A 17,463-nucleotide genomic window follows, 5' to 3' on the forward strand; every position below is an offset into this window, starting at 1 on the left:
TGTCTAGATAAGGGGATGGAGTATGATTGAATTGGAAATTAGAGTGGAGCGTCTTAGGGAAGAAAAAACAGGTAATATTGTATCATTATCTTCTTATATTGGGTGGGATTATAACAGAGAAGAAATTGAGACTATTTTTAACGCAGGGATTGTATACGGTGTTTGGAATGAGAGAGAGGAACTAATTGCTAGCGCGGCAATAATATTATATGGGGAGAAATTAGCGTCTATCGGAATGGTGATTGTACATCCAGATTATAAGGGGAGAGGGATTGGAAAGATAATAACGGAAGCGTGCGTTAAAAGCGTATCAGCTCATACTCCAATTATGCTTATTGCTACGGATGAAGGGAAACCTTTATATGAAAAGTTAGGATTTAGGGCAGTAAGTTATGTTTCTAAATACATATGTAACTCATACAATGCGAAAGATTATTGTGTAAGAAATGAAGATTATGTGATGAATTATGAAGAGGGTGATTTAGAAAAAATAATAAAAATAGATGAATATGCGTTTGGAACAAATAGAAAAGAGTTTTTAAAGAAAAGAATTATGCAAAGTGAACAGTGTATCGTTGTAAGGGACAAGGAACAAAATGTATTAGGTTACGGTTTAAGCATACAAACACCAGAAAATAAGATAATAGGGCCGGTTGTTGCTAAAAATGATGAGATGGCAATGAGAATAGTACATGATTTAGCAAGAGGGCATAATGGTAAATTAAGAATTGATGTACTAGAAGGAAAGAACGATTTCATGAAAGAATTAGAGATTGCTGGTTTTAAAAAGGTGAATATACCGCCAATTATGATGAAAAATAGTAATCGGTTAATAAAAAGAAATAGTGAACTATATAGTATTGCAGCGCAAATTTTTGGATAAAAAAGAACCCTTTTAAATGAAGGATTCTTTTTTGAGTCAATTTAATCACGATATTGGTCATGAGTTGGCTGAAAGAGGTCTTCCTCGATATCTCGCACCATAGAAAAATGATCAACGTTATAATGACCGTGTAAAGTTTTATTGTGATGACCAATAATTTGTTCTGCAGACAATACGTTAGAATCAGTTGTTGAATGACCGTTTTTAATTAATGTAACGTCAAATCCTTGTACAGTTGCTGTCCTAACGGCAGTGTCAATGCAATGTTCTGTTTTACATCCGCCTATAACAATATGATTAATGTTTTCTTCTTTTAAAAGTTCAAGTAAAGAAGTACCGTAGAATGAATTGGTTGCTGCTTTATTAATAAAGATTGCAGACTGGGGTACTTGAATTTGATTATGTACTTCAAATCCTTCGCCACTACCAGAAGCAACATCGATATCTCTTACGAAAACAATAAGAGCATTTGAATCTATTGCTTTCTGGAGGGCTATATTTAGTGTAGATAATAGCTCGGTTTTACGAAAAACTTCATTTTCTTGCTCATTTCCATCAATTAATTCTTGCTGAGCGTCGATAATTAATAGTGCTTGTTTCATCGTGTCTCCCCTTTAATATGAAATAAGTTCCACTGTACATATTCCTTCAGATTATTAGAAAATCCTCCATTGTAAGAGAAGTAGAAGATTGATTTACAAAGTTGTCAAAGAAATTTCATTCTCATAGCGTGTAAAAACATGTATGATAGGAGATGGAGAATTTTTGAGTAGGTGGGAATAACATGCAAACAGTAGAAGATTATCTTTCATTCTTACATACGAAAGGATTTAAATTATCAGAGGAAGCACAAGGGTTTATTATGTTTGGACAAGGATATACTGGTGCGTCTGATGGGATTGTGAACGCAGCAATAGAAGCGACAATTAAACATCAATTGCAGTTTGATGGTAGTTATTTCGTTGCGTTATTAGAACGATTGAAAGAGGAAGAAATTACAGATAAAAAAAGCGCTAAGGCTTTTATGCGGAAGTTACAAGCGTAACTTCACGCAGCCTGCGCTTCTTTTTTTGTTTTGGAAGGTAATTCAACAAAAATCATGCCTAGAAAAATACATAGACATCCGATAATAGCAGAAATAGAAAGTTGTTCATTTGCAACGAGAACGCCTGTTAATGCAGCAAAAACGGGCTCCATTGCGAAAATAATTGCTACCCTCGTTGGAGAAGTGTGTTTTTGTGCCGATGTTTGAATGAAAAAAGCAATAGATGTTGCAAACAGGGCAGTTAGAAAGAGTGCGAATAAAAAGGATTGATTCGTCCATAGTGATACTGAAAATAACTTTTCCCAATCTTCAAACAAAAAAGCGCAAATAGAAGAAAATATACCAACAGCTAATACTTGAGATGTGCTTAATAATAAAGGTGATATTTTCTTAGAAAAGAAGCCGTTAATAAGAATATGGGCAGCGAAAGCGACTGCACAACCGAGAACAAGTATATCTCCTATATTTAATTGGAAAGAATCAGCAGCTGTTAATAAGTATAAACCTGTTGTAGCTACAACAATACCAAGTACGATGAAAATGGTAGCTTTTTGTTTTAAAAAGATAAAGGATAAGATTGGGACCATAACAATGCTTAGCCCAGTTAAGAAACCTGCTTTTGAAGATGTTGTATAGAGTAAGCCAAATGTTTGCAATAAATAACCGACAAATAAGAAGAACCCAACTATTAATCCGGCTAAACTACTATGTTTTAATTCTTGTTTTGAAGTTTTCTGTGAGAAAATAATTTGAACGAATAATAAAATGATTCCAGCGAATAAAAAGCGAATACCATTAAACGTAAATGGACCAACGAAAGACATAGCGTTTTGAACGACAACAAACGTAGCTCCCCAAATAAAAGAGACAAATAATAAAGCAAGAGGAGCAATCCACTCTCTTTTCACACTCATACCCCCGTTAATTTTGTAAGATAGCTTTTCTAGCTAATTCATCAGCTACTTTATTTTGACTACTTGGAATCCACTTAATAAAAAAGAGATCGAAGTTTTTTATGTACTGCAGTGCTTCATCTAAAAGAGGTGCAAATATTTTATTTTTTGCGTATTCTTTTTCAACAGCCCGTTCGACAAGCTGGGAATCTGTACGAAAAGAGACAGTGCTATAATTATGCTCGATGCAATATTTTAATGCTAGAAGTAAAGCGCGGTATTCTGCTTCATGATTGGACATTGTTCCAAGTGGTACTGATAATTGTACAGGCGGCTGAACGCCTTTAATAAACACTCCTGCACCAGAAGGACCAGGATTTCCTTTTGATGCACCATCAATATATACTTCAATCAAAATGAGAAACCTCCAAATTATAAGATTATCCCCTACTTAAATATTTTTTGAAGTAGGGGATAGGGTAGTTATCCGATTGTGATGCTGTAACGACATGTAAATGTTTCATTCGCTTGTAAAGATTGAATTCCCTTTTTGTCCTTGAAATCTTTTGCTGGATTTACTTCATCAGCGATTCCATACCAAGGTTCAATACATAAGAAAGGTGCGTTATCCCCTGGTGTCCATACGCCGACAAATGGAAATTCATCAAATTCTACTTTTACAAATTTATTATGTTTATGAGAACGAATCGAAATTTCATTCGTATTCATATGTTCAAAAATAAGTGCATCATTTTTGAATAAATCGTATGTAAGTGGCAATTCAGTCGTATTTTCAGCGATTAATTGCTTTTTGTTTGAAAGATAAGGTCCTTCTAATACGCTTGTTTCTAAGCGTTCCGAACCATTAAACGATAAGTGATAATCTGTAAATGATTCACCGTCCAATAAAGGGAAGTTGAATCCAGGATGTGCTCCGATTGAGAAGAACATTTCTTTAGAAGTAGGATTGTTTACTTCATATGTTACATGAACACTTTGTCCATCTAGCTCATAAGAAACGAGTAATTCGAATTCGTATGGGTATTTTTTTAATGTTTCTTCATTACTAGTAACGATATAAGTAATCTTTGTTTCGCTTTGTTCTTTCACAGAGAAAGTAAGATCACGAGCGAAACCGTGTTGTGTTAATGAATATGGTTTACCGTCTACGTAGTATGTATTATCTACTAATCGACCGACAATTGGGAACAAAATTGGTGCACGGCGTCCCCAATAAGTAGAATCACCTTGCCATAAATATTCTATGTTGTCTTCTTTTAAGCGAACGCTCTGTAATTCTGCACCTTTGTCAGAAATGGAAACGATCACTTTTTCATTTTGAATTGTTGCTGTCATGAAGTGAAACCTCCTAAATCTTTCATATGTTTCATTATACGTTGTCTAAAAGGAAAAAGGTAGTTTATGATAGGAAATCTATTGACGAAAGAGGGGCTACCACGTAAAATATAATCTTGTTGCTAAAAAAGAATAACGTGGTTCGAAACCATCCCACGTAAAAAAACTAAGGAGATTTTGTCATGAATATTAGAACATTAGTCGGTAATGGTATTTTAGCGGCATTATATATTGCTGTTTCTATGCTTATTCAGCCATTTGGCTTTACAAATGTACAGTTTCGTATTTCAGAGATGTTTAATCATCTCGTTGTATTTAACAAGAAAGCAATTTACGGAATTGTATTAGGTGTATTTTTAACGAATCTCTTTTTCTCACCTATGATCGCTTATGATTTAGTATTTGGAGTAGGCCAATCTATTCTTGCATTAGTTGCAACGATTATTTCTATGCGGTTTATTAAAGGTGTTTGGGCTCGTATGATTTTTAATACAGTTATCTTTACGGTTACAATGTTTATGATTGCAATTGAACTTCATCTTGCATTTGACCTACCATTTATGTGGACTTGGTTAACATGTGCAGCAGGTGAATTCGTAGTAATGGCGATCGGTATGCCTGTAATGTACTGGATTAATAAGCGAGTACAATTTGAAAGATTTATGTAATAGATGAAAGAGCTATTCCTTATATAGGATGGCTCTTTTTGTATGTGATTATATTGAATATAATACTGTGACTCTTGATAAAATATAATAAAATAAAGTGAGGCTTCAATTAGCCGGATAAATAAGAAGTCTTACATAAGGGGAATGTAGTATGAAATATAAAATTCATTGGTTGTATAAAACGAAGCGCGGATTGCAGACGGAATTAACGACAGAGTATATGAACATAGAAGAAGTACTTCAATTTGCAGAGGATTTTGAGAAAACAGGAAGAGTAAAAGAAATTTCATTTTATGATGAAATGGACGCAGAATGGTCATTAAAAGAGATGAAAAAGTTAAGTAAGCAAGTAGAGGAAGATCCCCAAGAAATACTCGTTTATTTTGATGGGGGGTATGATGTGCAAACGAAAGAAGCTGGCGTTGGTATATGTGTGTATTATAAAAAAGGAAATACAAACTACCGGATTCGCCGCAATGCATATATAGAAGGTATATATGATAATAATGAAGCGGAATATGCATCGTTACTATACGGTATGAATATACTCGAGGAATTAGGGATTAAGTATGAAGCAGTCACACTTCACGGTGATTCTCAAGTTGTACTGCAGCAATTAGCCGGAGAATGGCCTTGTTATGATGAGCATTTAAACCATTATTTAGATCAAATTGAACAAAAGGCGAAGCAAATGAAATTAAAACTTATATGTGAACCAATATCTAGAAAACAAAATAAAGAAGCACATCAATTAGCTACGCAAGCATTGGAAGGAACAGTTATTGATAGTCATAAAGAAATAACTGAATAGAGAGGTGCAAAGGTGGATAAAAAGCAACTCATTACAGAGGTAAATGACTTATTAGAAACGTATTGTGAAGGATGTTTCTTGCGAGAACATAATCGAAAGACAAATAGTAAATATTATGCCCATTCATTTTGTATACGGCAATGTACAGTTGGAGAAACATTGAAAAAGTATGGAGAACAGTTGTCATGAAAAAACATCCAGAGAAAATTCTCTGGATGTTTTTTAGTGTCTTGCTTCGTTTAGTTGATGCTCACATTTATTTAATTTCTTTTCCTCATTCATTAAAAATGGCTCATCTAAATCAGTTGCAACAGATTTCATAATTTCAAGCTGAGAGCGAGCTGCTTCTACAGCAGTAGTAGCATGCTCTAATGTATCTGGATCCATTGAAATTGTTGCTGATCCTACCATTTTTTGTGCTGTTTCTACACGGAATTTCACTTCTTCAAAATCATTTACTTCTGATCCCATTAATAATTCCTCCTTTGTATAGTGCGCATTTCACATAGTTTTTGCTCTGTAAAACGGAAATATACAAAGGAATAACAAAGGAGGTTACCAAGTAAGGCAACCTCCTGTTATATGTTGGATTAAAGTTTTACTACGTTAGCAGCTTGAGGTCCGCGGTTACCTTCAGTAATGTCGAAAGATACTTCTTGACCTTCTTCTAAAGCTTTGTAGCCGTCTCCTTGAATAGCAGAGAAATGTACGAATACATCGTCAGCGCCTTCCATTTCGATAAATCCAAAACCTTTTTCGTTGTTAAACCATTTTACTTTTCCTTGCATGTTACAATTCCTCCTAAAAGCGTTTACTATTTTCATTTAGTGAAATTCATTTTAAAAAATAATATAAACTAAAAATGCTATATTCTTGAATATTCTGCTAAATGATTAATTTAAATATACACGAATTGGGAGAAATTAGTCAAGTAAGCGATTTTATTTTTTTGTATTTTTAAATAATTTTCCAGTCAAATTTTTAAATAGGTATAGGACAGGCCTTGTACGTAATATTCTTAATTGAATGCTATACATAATGAGGTGAAAGAATGAATAAGTCTTGCTTATTAGATAATGAAGGAATGAGAACGAGAACCGACATACCGGATTGGGTTGCAAAAGAATTTGAGATTTTTTCAAATGTTGTGTTAGAACCAACTTTTCCATGTTATTTCGGTTTAACAGCTTTGAAAAAGAATGAACTTCGTTATTCATTTCTTTCTCATAATGATTGGAGTCATTTGCCGCATACAATGTTATCTTTTTTAGAGTTAATGAAAGAGAGACCGATTGTAAGAAGGGGCTTTTTCCTTTTTGTAGAACCGGAATGTGAAGAACAATCACTCGAATATTACCGTGATTCTTTTTGGAAAGTGTTACAGTATTTACATGAAAACGATAATCAAGCATGGCCAAAGCAAATTCCTGAAGACCCAGACCATTATTTATGGGAATTTTCATTTGGTGGTGAGCCAATATTCGCATTTGGAAATGCGCCAGCTTATAAACAACGAAAAACTAGACATTTAGGGAATTCTCTCGTTATTGGGTTTCAGCCACGCACTATTTTTGATGGATTAGAGGGAGATCGTCCTAAAGGAGCATATTCAAGACAAATGGTCCGTGAGCGAGTTGAAAAGTGGGATCAATTGCCGAAACATCCTAACATTAGTCATTATGGTGACCCAGAGCATCGTGAATGGAAACAATATTTCATAGGAGACGATGTAGAGCCAATAAAAGGGAAATGTCCTTTTCTTCATAGGATAGAAAAGTAAGAGCCATCATCTAGATGGCTCTTTTGTATATTTTGGATAAAAAAGGGTATTTTATTATGAAAGCTAGTCTATTTTTTTAAATTACATCATTAACTAGTAGTAAAGAGAGTAGAAAGGATAGAGCGATGATTGGAGCAATTATACAGCAAATCGTATTAGGTATATCATTAGCTGCGCCAGTAGGGCCGATTAATATTGAAATGTTAAAACGAGGAATTGAACGTGGTTTTTGGCACGCTTGGGTTGTTGGAATTGGTGGAATGACTGCAGATGTTTTATTTATGCTTCTCATTTATTTCGGTTTATCTTCTGTGTTTATGTATACATATGTACAAGCCTTCATGTATTGCACGGGTTTTTTCTTGTTATTTTATTTAGGATTTCAAAGTGTAAAACAAGGAATTTTCGAATCGAATATGGAATATAAAAAAGAAGAGGTAGGTGGCCTTAAGCAATCGTTTATGGCAGGATTTTTAATTGCGATATCCAATCCATTAAATCTTGTTTTTTGGTTTGGTATATACGGAAGTACACTTAGCTCATTACTTACGAAGGTAACGAAACAAGAAGCTTTTTTGTACAGTCTTTGCATTATTGTTGGTATTATTTTATGGAATTTAAATATTGCTTTTTCTGTACATTTTGGAAGAACTTTATTAAAACCAAAAGCGCTTGGCTACATAACAGCCGGAGCAGGTATTATTTTAGTAGGTTACTCTATACATTTTGCATACAAAGCTTTACAGTTGTTCACATAAGATTGAAGGGGAGATTTTTATGTATCGAACCACTATTGACGGAAAAGAAATTATAATTACGTTAGCGCCAAAAATCCGAAAAGAAATTACTGATAGAAATCCACTATATGAAGCGGTGTTTCATAATGCTGCAAGATTGTTACAAACAAAGCAACCGACGTTTGCAGTAAATCATGAAATATTTGGGCTCATTATTGGAGAAGTGCAAAGAGGAGAAGTAACAGTGTTTGCAGTGGAACATATTATTCCGAAGCAAAATATATTTGGATCAAACAATTTTTTCTCGGCAATAGAACAACAGGCAAATTTGTAAAGTGAATAGAATAAGAATAGAAAAGAAATAGTCGTAACGATATGTTGCGGCTGTTTTTTGGGAAAAGGGGGAAACAAGATGAAGAAAGTGGGGAAAGAGTTCTTTTTACAACATGATATTGTTATTATGTATAGCATTCTATTTATTTTCATTATTATTTTAAAAATGCAATTTTTTACGTGGTTTGGCATGTTAGCATGTATGTTTGGGATTGTTTTCTATACACTTAATGAATATATGACACATCGTTTTTTATTCCATATAAAGCCACCTAAAAACACATTTCTATTAAAAATGTTAAGAAGATTGCATTATGATCACCACGTATATCCAGATGATTTAAAACTTTTGTTTTTACCTGTATGGTTTAGTATACCTAGTTTTACTATATATTTACTTATAGCATATGGTATTACAAAAAGTGTTACTATTGCACTTTCATTTGGAATCGGAATGATTATTATGCTGCTCGTTTACGAATGGAAACATTATATTGCTCATAGACCGATTCGTCCCGTCACTAAGTTTGGAAGATGGCTAAAAAAACAACATATATTACACCATTATAAAAACGAAAAGTTTTGGTTTGGTGTTTCAAATCCAGTATTCGATTTTATATTTGGAACACTTAAAGACGGAAAAGATGTTGAGTTAAGCGAAACGGCTCGTAATTTAGAAAAGGAAAAAAAGACAAAAGTAGTGCGTTAAGCACTGCTTTTGTCTTAATGAGGATAAATAAGTAAGGTGTCACTTTATTTTGAAAAAGTATATTAAAAATTTAGGGGAAATTGCCGAAAAATGTCTATCAAAAAATCTTTGCATGAATGCATGGATTGTCTAAAATGAATATAAGTTTCTGAATATTTATAAAATTTAGTCTTTAGGTATGCAAGGGGTAAGTGTATTTTAAGTAAGAGAGGGGATCGGTTAATGAAACGAGACGATACGTCAGCACGTAAGTTGCAAAATGAGGTGAATTATACAGAGGTCGTTCAGTCGGAAGAATTTCAATTGTTATTAAATACGAAAAAGAAGTTTATCATTCCAATGAGTATTTTCTTTTTTAGTTTTTTTATCGCATTACCTATTCTAACATCGTATTCAAAGGTGCTTAATACACCTGCATTTGGAGACGTTACATGGGCGTGGGTATTTGCTTTTTCCCAATTTATTATGACATGGGCACTATGTATGATTTATAGCAAAAAAGCAGAATCATTTGATGAAATCTCCCGAAAAATTTTGCAAGATATGCAAAAAGGGAGGGGCTGAACTTGAATACTACTGCATTTGCACTATTTTTAATTATTGTTCTTGGTACGCTCGTCATAACCTATTTTGCATCGAAAAAAACGAAAAATGCGAGTGAATTTTATACGGCTGGAGGGGGATTAACTGGTTGGCAAAATGGTCTGGCCATTGCTGGAGATTACATGTCTGCTGCTTCATTTCTCGGTATAGCTGGAGCAATCGCATTAACTGGGTTTGATGGATTCTTTTATAGTATCGGTTTTTTAGTTGCTTATTTAGTTGTACTATATCTTGTTGCAGAACCGCTTAGAAATTTAGGAAAGTACACTTTGGCGGATATGATTGCAGCACGCTTTGACGCGAAAAAGTTCGCGGAGTTGCAGCTCTTAATACGATGACGATTTCTATCTTTTATATGATTGCACAATTAGTTGGCGCGGGTGCACTTATTAAATTATTATTAGGGATTGAATATACGACATCTGTATTAATCGTTGGAACACTTATGACGGTGTATGTTATTTTTGGTGGTATGACAGCAACGAGCTGGGTACAAATTGTAAAGGCTGTATTACTTATGGCCGGTACGTTTATTATTTCTGTTATCGTTTTCGCAAAATTCAACTTCAGCGTGACTGAAATGTTTGCCCAAATGAAAACAGCTACACCATTAAAAGATTCATTTTTAAATCCAGGTGTAAAGTATAAGGATGGCCTTGATACACTTTCTTTAAATTTAGGACTAGTACTTGGTACAGCTGGATTACCACATATACTTGTCCGCTTTTTTACAGTACGTGATGCAAAAACTGCACGTCAATCTGTCGTATATGCGACATGGTTAATTGGTGCATTTTATATTATGACGATTTTCTTAGGATTTGGTGCGGCAGCGTTTGTAGGAAATGAAGCGATTATTAAAGCGAACCCAGCGGGTAATATGGCAGCACCTTTATTAGCCAAAGCGTTAGGTGGAGACTTCTTATTTGCTTTCGTATCAGCAATTGCTTTTGCAACAATTTTGGCTGTAGTGGCAGGTCTCGTATTAACGGCAGCATCAGCATTCGCTCATGATTTTTATAATGAGATCATTCGCAAAGGGAAATCATCGGAAAAAGAGCAAGTATCTATGGCTCGGTATGCATCTATTGGAGTAGCGATATTATCTATCATACTTGCATTATTTGCCCAAACATTAAACGTAGCATTTTTAGTATCATTAGCATTTGCAGTTGCAGCGAGTGCAAATCTACCAGTGATTTTATTTACAATATATTGGAAGCGTTTTAATACAACGGGTGCTATTTCCGGTATGATTGTAGGGCTCGTATCAGCAATTGTTCTCGTAGCGTTGAGTCCGAATGTTTGGAACCCTGTAGCTGGAAAAGCTATTTTTGTTGGGGAAGCGATATTCCCATATACGACACCAGGAATTATTTCAATTCCGCTCGGATTTCTTGCAGCATATTTAGGAACTGTTTTATCTAGTAAGAAAGAAGATGCAGCGAAATTTGATGAAATTCTTGTGAAATCTAATACTGGTCACGGTATTAGTGATGCGTCTTCACATTAAATAAAAGAGGAGCTTTTCGATAGATAAGAAAAGCTCTTTTTTCTTTTGTCATTTTCTTGTAAATATTACTGATTTGTAAGTAGGATTTGTCTTAATTTTGTGGAATGAAAATAGCAGGGAGAAATTTAAGTCATCATGGCACCAGCGCAGCTTTTGTGAAAAATAAGTTGTTATGGAAGGTGGAAGTAATGATGAAAACGAAGCAAACTGATGAATTATTAGCAAAAGATGAGCAATATGTTTGGCACGGAATGCGTCCCTTTAGTCCAAATAGTACAATGGTAGGGGCAAAAGCTGAAGGGTGCTGGGTTGAAGATATACAAGGAAAAAGATATTTAGATGGTATGAGTGGTCTTTGGTGTGTGAATAGTGGATATGGAAGAAAGGAGCTCGCAGAAGCGGCTTATAAGCAATTACAAACATTATCATACTTTCCAATGTCACAATCTCATGAACCAGCTATAAAGCTTGCTGAAAAATTAAATGAGTGGCTTGGGGGAGAGTATGTTATTTTCTTCTCAAATAGTGGTTCAGAAGCGAACGAAACAGCTTTTAAAATAGCAAGACAATACTATGCGCAAAAAGGTGAACCACATCGTTATAAATTTATGTCACGTTATCGTGGGTATCACGGGAATACAATGGCGACAATGGCAGCGACGGGACAAGCGCAGCGTAGATATCAATATGAACCGTTTGCTTCAGGTTTTTTACACGTAACACCACCGGATTGTTACCGTATGCCTGAAATTGAAGGGCAGCATATTTATGATGTAGAATGTGTGAAAGAAGTCGATCGTGTTATGACGTGGGAATTAAGTGAAACAATTGCCGCTTTTATTATGGAACCAATTATTACAGGCGGGGGCATATTAATGCCACCACAAGACTATATGAAAGCTGTTCATGAAACGTGTCAAAAACACGGTGCCTTGCTTATTAGTGATGAAGTAATTTGCGGTTTCGGACGTACAGGAAAAGCATTTGGATTTATGAATTATGATGTGAAGCCAGATATTATTACGATGGCAAAAGGGATTACGAGCGCATATTTACCATTATCTGCAACAGCTGTGAAAAAAGAAATATATGAAGCATTTAAAGGGAAGGGAGAGTATGAATTCTTCCGACATATTAATACATTTGGTGGAAATCCAGCAGCTTGTGCATTAGCCCTTAAAAACTTAGAGATTATGGAAAATGAAAATTTAATTGAGCGATCTGCGCAAATGGGTTCCCTTTTATTAGAGCAACTAAAAGATGAAATTGGGGAACATCCGCTTGTTGGGGATATTAGAGGAAAAGGTCTATTAGTTGGAATTGAATTAGTAAATGATAAAGAGACGAAAGAGCCAATTGATAACGACAAAATCGCAAGTGTCGTAAATGCTTGTAAAGAAAAAGGGCTTATTATAGGACGAAACGGTATGACGACAGCAGGATATAATAACGTTTTAACATTAGCGCCGCCGCTTATTATTTCAAGTGAAGAAATTGCCTTTGTTGTTGGAACTTTGAAGACGGCGATGGAACGTATTTAATAAATAGAGAGAGGAGCGAGCTGTAATATAAGGCTCGCTTTTGTTTTTTAGTAGGAGGGGACTTTTAATGGAGAAATATGATCCTAACAAACATTATCACATCGGATATTATGAAGACGGATATGATTTAGAAGTGACGGCGTACAAAAGAATAAATGAACCAGTTTGGGATGCTTATCTTCCGCACTATGAGGTAGACGATTTTTACAAAAAAGTGGAGAAAATGAAGCTAGGTGAATATATAGATGACTATGGTATTAAAGTATATTCATTTAGTAATGACATCGATGATGAAGAAGCACGAACTATTTTTGAAAACTGGTTAAAAACGAATGGAATTGTTTAAAGATAAAATGAAAAAGGAGATTACTATCTTGTAAGATAGTAATCTCCTTTTCTTATTCTTATAGTAAATTTACTTACTTGCTTTCATTGCTTTATCTTTTGCACCAAAAGTGTATTTTAACATTGGTGGTGTAATCATTGTAGTTAAAATAACGACAATAACGATTGCTGTAAAGTAATCTTGTGCCAATAGACCTGAAGAAAGTCCTGTTCCTGCAATGATAAGTGCAACTTCACCACGAGAAACCATACCAGAACCGATAATTGCAGAAGACTTAGCATCAAATCCAGTCATGCGTGCACCAACACCACAACCAATTAGTTTCGTTAATACAGCGATTACTGTTAATGCTAAGATGAACCAAATTTGATTGCCAATACCGTCAAATGTAATATTCATACCGATACTAACGAAGAATACTGGAACGAACATAGCGTAAGCAATTGGTTCTACTTTCTTTTCTACTTCATGTTTGTAGTTTGTTTGAGAAATTGCAATACCAGCAGCGAAAGCACCGATAATACCAGCAATTCCTAATAGTTCGCCGAAATATGCGAATGAGAAACAGATGATAAGAGCTGCGCTCACGATAGACTCAGATACGCGCAGTGGTGACAACCAACGCATAATTGCTGGAACACCTTTCCATCCAATTAAAATAATAGAAGCGAAGAATACTACTTTCTTCAAGATAATCATTGTTAAGTTAACATCATCAGTGCCTAAGAAGCTCATTGCGAATGCTAATAAAATAACAACAAGAATATCATCAAATACAGCGGCTCCAAGCATCGTCGTACTTTCACGTGTTTTCATTTTACCTAAATCACGAAGTGTTTGTACGGAAATACTAACACTTGTCGCACATAGAAGTAATCCTAAGAATACAGCGTTTCCTTGTTCCATTCCCATAACAAGGCCGGAAACGTAACCACCTACGAATGGAAGAATAATACCTCCGAGTGCAACTGCTAAAGAAGAATTACGATTGGCGTTTAATTCTTCTAAGTCTGTTTCAAGTCCAGCCATAAACATTAGAAGAATAACCCCGACATTACTTAATTGAGTTAGAAGCTCTGAATTTTCAATCCAACCTAATACAGCTGGACCGATAACGATACCGACAATTAATTTACCTAGTACAGAAGGTTGACCTAATCTAACACTAAGATCACCAGCAAGCTTTGTACTTAATAAAATAAGTGCGATTTGAAAGAAAAATTCGAATTCCATCTGATCCTCTCCTCATCATTTTTAGTTTTATCATACGATTTCTCGGAATTTGCCTAATGAAAATATGTAAAACCCATTAAACAAAAGGGTCTGATTACGAGTTCTTTTGAACTTGTAATTTGAACCTGTAATTAATATATAATATATTTTGCAAAAAATCAATGAAAAAATGGGAGCTTTTTTAGAGAGAGACGGTGTTATTAGAGATATACATATAAGAATAGTGTGTGAATTTTTATATGTATGAAATAGTATGAAGTCCTTTTTCATTACAAATAATAAAGCCTAAATGCTATTTCACGAATTATAAATGTGAAAAGGAGGTTTTATCATTTGAATTCATTAAAAAATAACTTGTCTATTGTTGCTTTAGGTGGAGTAAATGAAATAGGAAAAAATATGTATGCTATCCAATATGAAAATGATATTGTCGTCATTGATTGTGGATCTAAATTTCCAGATGAAAGTTTATTAGGGATTGATTTAATAATTCCAGACGTCACATATTTGCAAGAAAATAAAGAAAAAATTCGCGGTTTAGTAGTAACGCACGGGCATGAGGACCATATTGGCGGAATACCATATTTTTTAAAACAACTAAATGTACCAATCTATGCAACAAAGTTAACGTTAGGTTTAATTGAAATTAAATTAAAGGAACACAATCTTCAAAATGATACGGAATTAATCGTTATTCATTCAGAATCAGAAATTGATTGTGGTTCTATTAAGGCAACCTTTTTTAAAACGAACCACAGTATTCCGGATTGTCTCGGTATTGTTTTTCATACACCAGAAGGTACTGTAGTACATACAGGTGATTTTAAATTTGATTTAACACCAGTAAATAATCAACATCCTGATATTCATAAAATGGCTAAAATAGGAAGTGAAGGTGTACTAGCTTTATTATCTGAAAGCACAAATGCAGAACGCCCAGGTTTTACTCCATCAGAAAGGTCAGTAGGAGAACGGGTAGAGGAAATATTTATGAAAGCAAATAGAAAAGTAATTATTTCTACATTTGCTTCTAATGTGAATCGTGTTCAGCAAATAGTTGAAGCTTGCATAAAAACAAATCGAAAATTGGCTTTGCTCGGGAGAAGTATGGTAAATGTAGTAGAAGTTGCTCTAGAGAAAGGTTATTTACATATTCCAGAAGGTATGTTAATTGAAGCAAATGAGGTAAATCGTTTAGATCCAAAGCAGGTTGTATTACTTTGTACAGGAAGTCAAGGAGAACCAATGGCAGCTTTAGCGCGTTTAGCTAGTGGAAACTATAGACAAGTGGATATTTTACCAGAAGATACGGTTATTATAGCCGCGACACCTATCCCAGGAAATGAACGTAACGTTTCTCGAATTATCGATAATTTATTTGCATTAGGAGCAAAGGTGATTTACGGATCAGGTAGTTCTGCTGGAGTGCATGTATCCGGTCATGCATATCAAGAAGAGTTGAAGTTAATGCTTACATTAATGAAGCCAAAATATTTTATTCCAATTCATGGAGAGTTTAGAATGCTACATCACCATAGTTTGTTAGCAGAATCAATTGGTATTGAAAAGGAAAATATCTTTATCGTACGTAATGGAGATGTTGTAGATATAAGTAATGAAGTGGCAATTCAATCTAGAAGAATACAGGCAGGAAATATATATGTAGATGGATTAGGAATTGGAGATGTTGGAAATGCATTATTACGTGATCGTAAACAACTTTCAGAAGATGGAATGCTCGTTATAGTTATTACTTTTAATAAAGTGGATGGAGAAATAATTTCAGGTCCTGATATTATTTCTCGTGGATTTGTCTATGTTCGTGATTCAGAAGAATTTTTAAGAGAATTAAATAAATTAGCTGTTATTACAATTAATAATTTAAAGAAAGAGAATGTGAATAGCTGGGGTATTTTGAAAAGGGAGGTAAGAGAAGCGTTAGGGAAGTATATATATACAAATACAAAACGAAAGCCGATGATTCTTCCTATAATAATAGAGGTTTAATAGTAAAAAAAGAATTCTCGTATGGGAATTCTTTTTTGTTTTGAAGACAAAATGAACATATAATGAAATAAATAGAAATGGAAGGAAATAAAAGATGTTATTAAATAAACGTTTTACAATTGGAGAAATGGCAAAAATGCATAATATCGCAGAATCTACATTAAGGTATTATGATGAAAAAGGAATTTTTCATCCGTCCATTGTTGATCCTCAAACGAATTATCGTTATTATACAATCGATCAATTTTCACTATTAGATACGATTAAGTTTTTACGCCAATTAAACATTCCATTAAAGGAAATTAAAAAATATATTGATGAAAGAAATCCAGCATACGCACTCAATTTACTGGAAAAACAACAAGAGATGATGCTGAAGAAACAAAGAGAAATTGAGTATGCTTTGGCGAAAATGGAGCATAGAATTCATTTAATTAAGGAAGCAACAAAAGCAAAAGCTGAACAAATGGTAATAAAAGAGATCCCGCAGCGAAAAATAACAGCTATTGCGGTTGCCCCGAATACGACGGATGATATGTTTGAGTACTACATTCATTCGTTGCAAAAAAATATGAGGCAAATGGATGATAGCTTATTTTCTGGAGATATTGGTGTAACTGTTGCGAAAAAAGGGTTAATGCAAAATGAGTTTCAAGCATATAGCAGTGTATTTATTCTTTTGGATTATATGCCTTTTGAAGTACAGAGTTCAGATGAAATTAAAGAAGGTATGTTTGCCTGTGTATATCATCATGGGCCATATGAAGAAACTGATGAAACATATAAGAAGCTAATGAAATATATTGATCAAGAAGGATACGAAATAAGTGGAGATGCAATTGAGATTGCATTAATTGATTGGTCTGTAACAGAAGATCCTGAGGAGCAAGTAACAGAAATTCAAATTCCTATAATGAAAAAACAAAGCAATAAGTTATAGGACTCGTATAATTACAAATGATCATCAAACGCGATAATTAAGTCACCTATTTTTTAATTCTCTAT

21 protein-coding genes, 1 pseudogene and 1 riboswitch are annotated in these 17,463 nt (G+C 34.3%); of the genes and pseudogenes, 15 read left to right on the forward strand and 7 right to left on the reverse strand.

Features of this window, described 5'->3' with window-relative positions; genetic code table 11:
• Positions 1-22: 22 nt before the first annotated feature.
• Entirely contained in the window at positions 23-883 is an 861-nt protein-coding gene (locus N2V80_RS08030) for a GNAT family N-acetyltransferase (protein ID WP_061655913.1), read from the forward strand.
• Positions 884-924: 41 nt separating this feature from the next.
• On the opposite strand, the gene N2V80_RS08035 is transcribed toward N2V80_RS08030, so the two are convergent.
• Positions 925-1,485, reverse strand: a complete 561-nt coding sequence (locus N2V80_RS08035; RefSeq protein WP_000806320.1) for a cysteine hydrolase family protein — start codon at positions 1,483-1,485, stop codon at positions 925-927.
• A 182-nt stretch (positions 1,486-1,667) separates the two neighbouring features.
• On the opposite strand from N2V80_RS08035, the gene N2V80_RS08040 reads away from it, so the two are divergent.
• Positions 1,668-1,928 (forward strand): DUF6123 family protein, encoded by a 261-nt coding sequence (locus N2V80_RS08040; protein ID WP_001195212.1) that lies wholly within the window; start codon positions 1,668-1,670, stop codon positions 1,926-1,928.
• A 2-nt stretch (positions 1,929-1,930) separates the two neighbouring features.
• Here the strand turns inward: N2V80_RS08040 and N2V80_RS08045 are convergent, their stop codons facing one another.
• The 3 genes from N2V80_RS08045 to N2V80_RS08055 all read right to left on the reverse strand — a co-directional run bounded on the left by N2V80_RS08045 (position 1,931) and on the right by N2V80_RS08055 (position 4,177).
• On the reverse strand, positions 1,931-2,836 hold the full coding sequence (locus tag N2V80_RS08045; RefSeq protein ID WP_000818085.1) for a DMT family transporter: 906 nt from the start codon (positions 2,834-2,836) through the stop codon (positions 1,931-1,933).
• 13 nt (positions 2,837-2,849) lie between these two features.
• Positions 2,850-3,236, reverse strand: coding sequence for a reverse transcriptase-like protein (locus tag N2V80_RS08050; protein ID WP_000573880.1), 387 nt, complete (start codon positions 3,234-3,236; stop codon positions 2,850-2,852).
• Between the two features lie 68 nt (positions 3,237-3,304).
• A complete protein-coding gene (locus N2V80_RS08055) occupies positions 3,305-4,177 on the reverse strand; it encodes an aldose 1-epimerase family protein (protein ID WP_000127395.1) in 873 nt (290 codons plus the stop codon).
• Positions 4,178-4,308: 131 nt separating this feature from the next.
• A riboswitch (PreQ1 riboswitch) is annotated at positions 4,309-4,353 on the forward strand.
• Between the two features lie 6 nt (positions 4,354-4,359).
• Between N2V80_RS08055 and N2V80_RS08060 the strand changes: the two genes are divergently transcribed.
• The 3 genes from N2V80_RS08060 to N2V80_RS08070 all read left to right on the forward strand — a co-directional run bounded on the left by N2V80_RS08060 (position 4,360) and on the right by N2V80_RS08070 (position 5,845).
• Positions 4,360-4,845, forward strand: a complete 486-nt coding sequence (locus N2V80_RS08060; RefSeq protein WP_001026477.1) for a QueT transporter family protein — start codon at positions 4,360-4,362, stop codon at positions 4,843-4,845.
• Between the two features lie 151 nt (positions 4,846-4,996).
• Entirely contained in the window at positions 4,997-5,656 is a 660-nt protein-coding gene (locus tag N2V80_RS08065; RefSeq protein WP_000875553.1) for a ribonuclease H family protein, read from the forward strand.
• A gap of 12 nt (positions 5,657-5,668) precedes the next feature.
• Positions 5,669-5,845 (forward strand): zinc-finger domain-containing protein, encoded by a 177-nt coding sequence (locus tag N2V80_RS08070; RefSeq protein WP_000358801.1) that lies wholly within the window; start codon positions 5,669-5,671, stop codon positions 5,843-5,845.
• Between the two features lie 33 nt (positions 5,846-5,878).
• On the opposite strand, the gene N2V80_RS08075 is transcribed toward N2V80_RS08070, so the two are convergent.
• Positions 5,879-6,127, reverse strand: a complete 249-nt coding sequence (locus tag N2V80_RS08075; RefSeq protein ID WP_000534392.1) for a DUF2564 family protein — start codon at positions 6,125-6,127, stop codon at positions 5,879-5,881.
• A gap of 119 nt (positions 6,128-6,246) precedes the next feature.
• Positions 6,247-6,444, reverse strand: a complete 198-nt coding sequence (cspB, locus tag N2V80_RS08080) for a cold shock-like protein CspB (RefSeq protein WP_001161731.1) — start codon at positions 6,442-6,444, stop codon at positions 6,247-6,249.
• Positions 6,445-6,707: 263 nt separating this feature from the next.
• Here cspB and N2V80_RS08085 point away from each other — a divergent pair, with 263 nt between their 5' ends.
• The 8 genes and pseudogenes from N2V80_RS08085 to N2V80_RS08120 all read left to right on the forward strand — a co-directional run bounded on the left by N2V80_RS08085 (position 6,708) and on the right by N2V80_RS08120 (position 13,218).
• Complete coding sequence (locus tag N2V80_RS08085; protein WP_061655912.1) at positions 6,708-7,436, forward strand: YqcI/YcgG family protein; 729 nt, start codon at positions 6,708-6,710, stop codon at positions 7,434-7,436.
• Positions 7,437-7,561: 125 nt separating this feature from the next.
• On the forward strand, positions 7,562-8,194 hold the full coding sequence (locus tag N2V80_RS08090; RefSeq protein WP_000578569.1) for a LysE family transporter: 633 nt from the start codon (positions 7,562-7,564) through the stop codon (positions 8,192-8,194).
• A 19-nt stretch (positions 8,195-8,213) separates the two neighbouring features.
• A complete protein-coding gene (locus N2V80_RS08095) occupies positions 8,214-8,507 on the forward strand; it encodes a hypothetical protein (RefSeq protein WP_000286362.1) in 294 nt (97 codons plus the stop codon).
• Between the two features lie 78 nt (positions 8,508-8,585).
• Positions 8,586-9,215 (forward strand): sterol desaturase family protein, encoded by a 630-nt coding sequence (locus N2V80_RS08100; RefSeq protein ID WP_000755396.1) that lies wholly within the window; start codon positions 8,586-8,588, stop codon positions 9,213-9,215.
• 222 nt (positions 9,216-9,437) lie between these two features.
• The gene (locus N2V80_RS08105) at positions 9,438-9,779 is read left to right on the forward strand and encodes a DUF485 domain-containing protein (protein ID WP_000817366.1); all 342 of its coding nucleotides are present in this window, start codon (positions 9,438-9,440) and stop codon (positions 9,777-9,779) included.
• A 2-nt stretch (positions 9,780-9,781) separates the two neighbouring features.
• A pseudogene (locus tag N2V80_RS08110) lies at positions 9,782-11,331 on the forward strand (solute symporter family protein).
• Positions 11,332-11,522: 191 nt separating this feature from the next.
• Positions 11,523-12,872 (forward strand): aspartate aminotransferase family protein, encoded by a 1,350-nt coding sequence (locus N2V80_RS08115; protein WP_000850959.1) that lies wholly within the window; start codon positions 11,523-11,525, stop codon positions 12,870-12,872.
• Between the two features lie 67 nt (positions 12,873-12,939).
• Positions 12,940-13,218: a DUF3986 family protein gene (locus tag N2V80_RS08120; protein WP_000417070.1), complete on the forward strand. Its 279-nt coding sequence runs from the start codon at positions 12,940-12,942 to the stop codon at positions 13,216-13,218.
• Between the two features lie 69 nt (positions 13,219-13,287).
• Here the strand turns inward: N2V80_RS08120 and N2V80_RS08125 are convergent, their stop codons facing one another.
• The gene (locus N2V80_RS08125) at positions 13,288-14,451 is read right to left on the reverse strand and encodes a cation:proton antiporter (protein ID WP_000393892.1); all 1,164 of its coding nucleotides are present in this window, start codon (positions 14,449-14,451) and stop codon (positions 13,288-13,290) included.
• 333 nt (positions 14,452-14,784) lie between these two features.
• Between N2V80_RS08125 and N2V80_RS08130 the strand changes: the two genes are divergently transcribed.
• Together N2V80_RS08130 and N2V80_RS08135 are read left to right on the forward strand one after the other, a co-directional pair.
• Positions 14,785-16,458, forward strand: coding sequence for a ribonuclease J (locus N2V80_RS08130; RefSeq protein ID WP_061655911.1), 1,674 nt, complete (start codon positions 14,785-14,787; stop codon positions 16,456-16,458).
• A gap of 94 nt (positions 16,459-16,552) precedes the next feature.
• Complete coding sequence (locus N2V80_RS08135) at positions 16,553-17,398, forward strand: MerR family transcriptional regulator (protein WP_000925910.1); 846 nt, start codon at positions 16,553-16,555, stop codon at positions 17,396-17,398.
• The last annotated feature ends 65 nt before the right edge of the window (positions 17,399-17,463 follow it).

This window comes from Bacillus sp. FSL W8-0640, assembly GCF_038007725.1.
Lineage (GTDB): Bacteria > Bacillota > Bacilli > Bacillales > Bacillaceae_G > Bacillus_A > Bacillus_A cereus.

Bases quoted from the DNA above. Each gene is read 5' to 3' on its own strand.
- cspB (WP_001161731.1), bottom strand. From the start codon at position 6,444: ATGCAAGGAAAAGTAAAATGGTTTAACAACGAAAAAGGTTTTGGATTT.
- N2V80_RS08120 (WP_000417070.1), top strand. From the start codon at position 12,940: ATGGAGAAATATGATCCTAACAAACATTATCACATCGGATATTATGAA.
- N2V80_RS08135 (WP_000925910.1), top strand. From the start codon at position 16,553: ATGTTATTAAATAAACGTTTTACAATTGGAGAAATGGCAAAAATGCAT.
- N2V80_RS08105 (WP_000817366.1), top strand. From the start codon at position 9,438: ATGAAACGAGACGATACGTCAGCACGTAAGTTGCAAAATGAGGTGAAT.
- N2V80_RS08055 (WP_000127395.1), bottom strand. From the start codon at position 4,177: ATGACAGCAACAATTCAAAATGAAAAAGTGATCGTTTCCATTTCTGAC.
- N2V80_RS08075 (WP_000534392.1), bottom strand. From the start codon at position 6,127: ATGGGATCAGAAGTAAATGATTTTGAAGAAGTGAAATTCCGTGTAGAA.
- N2V80_RS08060 (WP_001026477.1), top strand. From the start codon at position 4,360: ATGAATATTAGAACATTAGTCGGTAATGGTATTTTAGCGGCATTATAT.
- N2V80_RS08095 (WP_000286362.1), top strand. From the start codon at position 8,214: ATGTATCGAACCACTATTGACGGAAAAGAAATTATAATTACGTTAGCG.
- N2V80_RS08115 (WP_000850959.1), top strand. From the start codon at position 11,523: ATGAAAACGAAGCAAACTGATGAATTATTAGCAAAAGATGAGCAATAT.
- N2V80_RS08085 (WP_061655912.1), top strand. From the start codon at position 6,708: ATGAATAAGTCTTGCTTATTAGATAATGAAGGAATGAGAACGAGAACC.
- N2V80_RS08090 (WP_000578569.1), top strand. From the start codon at position 7,562: ATGATTGGAGCAATTATACAGCAAATCGTATTAGGTATATCATTAGCT.
- N2V80_RS08100 (WP_000755396.1), top strand. From the start codon at position 8,586: ATGAAGAAAGTGGGGAAAGAGTTCTTTTTACAACATGATATTGTTATT.
- N2V80_RS08035 (WP_000806320.1), bottom strand. From the start codon at position 1,485: ATGAAACAAGCACTATTAATTATCGACGCTCAGCAAGAATTAATTGAT.
- N2V80_RS08030 (WP_061655913.1), top strand. From the start codon at position 23: ATGATTGAATTGGAAATTAGAGTGGAGCGTCTTAGGGAAGAAAAAACA.
- N2V80_RS08040 (WP_001195212.1), top strand. From the start codon at position 1,668: ATGCAAACAGTAGAAGATTATCTTTCATTCTTACATACGAAAGGATTT.
- N2V80_RS08125 (WP_000393892.1), bottom strand. From the start codon at position 14,451: ATGGAATTCGAATTTTTCTTTCAAATCGCACTTATTTTATTAAGTACA.
- N2V80_RS08065 (WP_000875553.1), top strand. From the start codon at position 4,997: ATGAAATATAAAATTCATTGGTTGTATAAAACGAAGCGCGGATTGCAG.